The following is a 2,826-nucleotide window of genomic DNA, read 5'->3' as shown; positions in this document are numbered from 1 at the left end:
TCTCCACTCAGGACATTTCGGAACGGTTCGGGGGTTTCGGTGATACGGGCGCGCTGGCCGTCGCTGAGGGCGCCTTGGGAGATGGTGACGATTTGCGCCTGGTCCGGAAGGCCGGACACCCATACCGCCTCGGCCTTGGCCTGCACGATGTCGACCGGCTGGAAATGCAGTGTCTCGCCATCGGGACCCACCGTGAAGAGGCCGATCCGGCCCGCATCATCCAGCCGGATCAGGGCCGGAGAGATGCGGTGGGCGCGCTGTTCTGCCATCGGCAGCGCGATCTCGGCGCTGAGGCCGGCCGGAATTTCGCCGCCCGGATTCGGAACCTCCAGTTCGACGCGAAAGGTCCGCGTCTGGGCCGTGGCCACCGGAGAAACAAAGCGCACCCGTCCTTCGGCCTGCCGGCCGCCCTGAAAGGTCACCTGACCCACCTGCCCCAGCTGGATTGAGGTGATCTCGCTCTGGCGAACCTCGACCTGTGCCAGCAACGGATCGTTGTTCACCATCTCCAGAACCTCGCCCCCGGCCTGCACAAAGCTGCCGATATCGGCAAGGACGTTGCTGACGGTGCCGGTGATCGGAGCGAGCAGGCGGGTGTTCTGCAACTCCAGCTCGGCGGCACGCACGCCTGCGCGGGCAGCCTCGAGCGCGGCAAAGCGTGACTGCAGCTCGGCCTCGGAGGTGACGCCGCGCTCGCGCAGTTGACGGGCGGCCTCGTAATCGCGTTCGGCAGATCGCAGTTCGGCCTCGGCCCGTGCCAAGCCCGCCTCTCGATCATCGGCGGACAGGCGTGCCAGCTGGTCGCCCGAATTGGCCGTTTCGCCCTGGCGCACGACCTCTTCCACGATGCCGGCGGTGCGGGCCCGCAGGATCGAGGTCTGGTTGGGCACCACATTGCCGAACAGCACGGTCCGTGGGCGGATCACTTCGGCCTGGCTGAGGCTGGCTGCGACCTGCGGGACCGGAGCTTCGACCGCTTCCGCCACTGGCGGGGGCTGGCGATTCAGCATCCCGCCTCCGATCCAGAAGATCAGGAAGCCAAGAATTGCCAGAAAGACCAGGGTCGAGGAGGAGAAGAAGCGCGACATGGTCCACCACTATTCACAACAAGGATCGTCCGGCCATCGGACCAAGTCATCCGCAAGAAGAACAACTGCAGCCTACATGGCCAGCGACTGGCCCCGGGTCAACCGTGCTGACCTTGCGGGCCTTCTGCCTGCCGAGGATTTGATCTGCCTCACGACGACAACTGGCCGGTAAGTGGAAGGCCGTCATGTGCCTGGGCCGACCGTTCCGGAGCGGAGAGACGCGTGCCGACAGTCAGAACTGATGCCAGCAGGTGGCTGGCGAAGCACCCTCGGTATTCGCACGGGCCATCAAAAAATGCATGTACTGCAAGCGCTGTTCGTTAAATTTCATTAACTATCCAAAAGGTTAATTCAGAAACATAGAAAACTGCAACGGCCGTACGCAACATAAACTCTCTATTAAGTAGTGTGCGATATTTCCGCCTGCAGCCGTGGCTGACCTTGTAAACGCCGCACTTCACCCTCTCATTCAAAGGCTCTCAAGAGTGATCAACGAAACCAACGCCTCGGCCATTGCGCCGCAAGGCGGTCGATGGATGTCATTCAACCAAGATGATGTTTTTGCGAATGCGAAGTTCGGGGGAAAGCAAGGTAGGTTCACGATCGAACCCCAGTTCCGCCTTATCGGAGAGCAAGGCATCAGATTCTATGTCGTCGGATCAGGAAGTGGAATGCCGACGGCTTCAGACCGCATCACCCATGTCGATTTCGGCGGGGTCCTGTATCGGCACGTCAATCTTGTCGGCGCCAATATCCAAGGCGGCAATCACACCACCTCCGAATGGTTCACCTTTCACATCGAGCAGTTCCGGCAGGTGGATGCACATGGTCTTATCCAGCCACGCAGTGCGCGGCTGAACAGCCATCCGTTATTCCGGGGAATCCATTCTTTGACGCCGCGCTTGCCACTGGCAGCCAACTGTTTCGGTCCCGATTGCGTTTTGATGGAGCGCGACAAGGGACCGGTGCGCATGCGGGATCTGCAGATCGGAGACCGGGTGCTGACTCGCCACGGCTACCGGAAGGTGTTGTGGAGTGGGGGCGCCGAACATGAAGTCACGGACAAGAGCGCCCCTATTCTCTATCGGGGGGAAGTTTATTCTCCCCAGCACCGCATCATGCTCGAAAACCGGTGGATCACGGCCAGACAGTTGCTGAAAGCGGGACTTGCCACTGCTGCTCCGCGTCAGGCGACGCAATGGTACGGGCATGTGCTGCTTGATGGCCATCATGTCCTGGTCACGCAGAACGGCGAAGCCGAAAGCCTGCTGCCGACGGAACGGGCGCTATCGGCCCTGCCGCGGGATCTGGCGGCCAGCATCCGTCACGCCAGCGCCGGACATGTTTACGAACTGTCATTCCCCGAGATCAGGGCAAAGGATCTGAAGCCAGTGACGGCATGACAAGGGCAGTCGCTAGCCTCGGCCTCGAGGAGAGGCGGCTCAGGGGCAGACTTTGCGGCTTGTGGGCCTGTGGTTTGCAGTTCGACCCGCAGGCGCGGGATCATCTGCCCGATGACGCAGGCTCGTCGCTGACATGGCTGTCATAGTGGAAGCATTTCTGCCTTCGTGGCTTATGTGTGTGACGCCTTTGTCTTGGCGCAACTGCCGTTTTCGATGACCTTGGCACTTATCACCACGTCAAAGCATTGAGCACAAACCATCATACCAATTCCTGTTACTGCCACCCCCTCCATCGCCCTGAACCCATTGGGCGTCTTCATGCAGCCTGAATGCTG

Annotated in this window: 2 protein-coding genes; one reads left to right on the top strand and one right to left on the bottom strand. The window is 60.9% G+C overall.

Annotation, left to right across the window (positions count from 1 at the left end; genetic code table 11):
* The coding region (locus ACLHHB_RS15375) for an efflux RND transporter periplasmic adaptor subunit (protein WP_410219159.1) at positions 1–1,088 on the bottom strand (1,088 nt) is incomplete at its 3' end.
* A gap of 485 nt (positions 1,089–1,573) precedes the next feature.
* On the opposite strand from ACLHHB_RS15375, the gene ACLHHB_RS15370 reads away from it, so the two are divergent.
* Entirely contained in the window at positions 1,574–2,491 is a 918-nt protein-coding gene (locus ACLHHB_RS15370; protein WP_410219158.1) for a Hint domain-containing protein, read from the top strand.
* Positions 2,492–2,826 lie beyond the last annotated feature (335 nt).

This window comes from Paracoccus sp. (in: a-proteobacteria), assembly GCF_046462195.1.
Lineage (GTDB): Bacteria > Pseudomonadota > Alphaproteobacteria > Rhodobacterales > Rhodobacteraceae > Paracoccus.
This window is presented reverse-complemented; position numbering and strand designations above follow the sequence as displayed.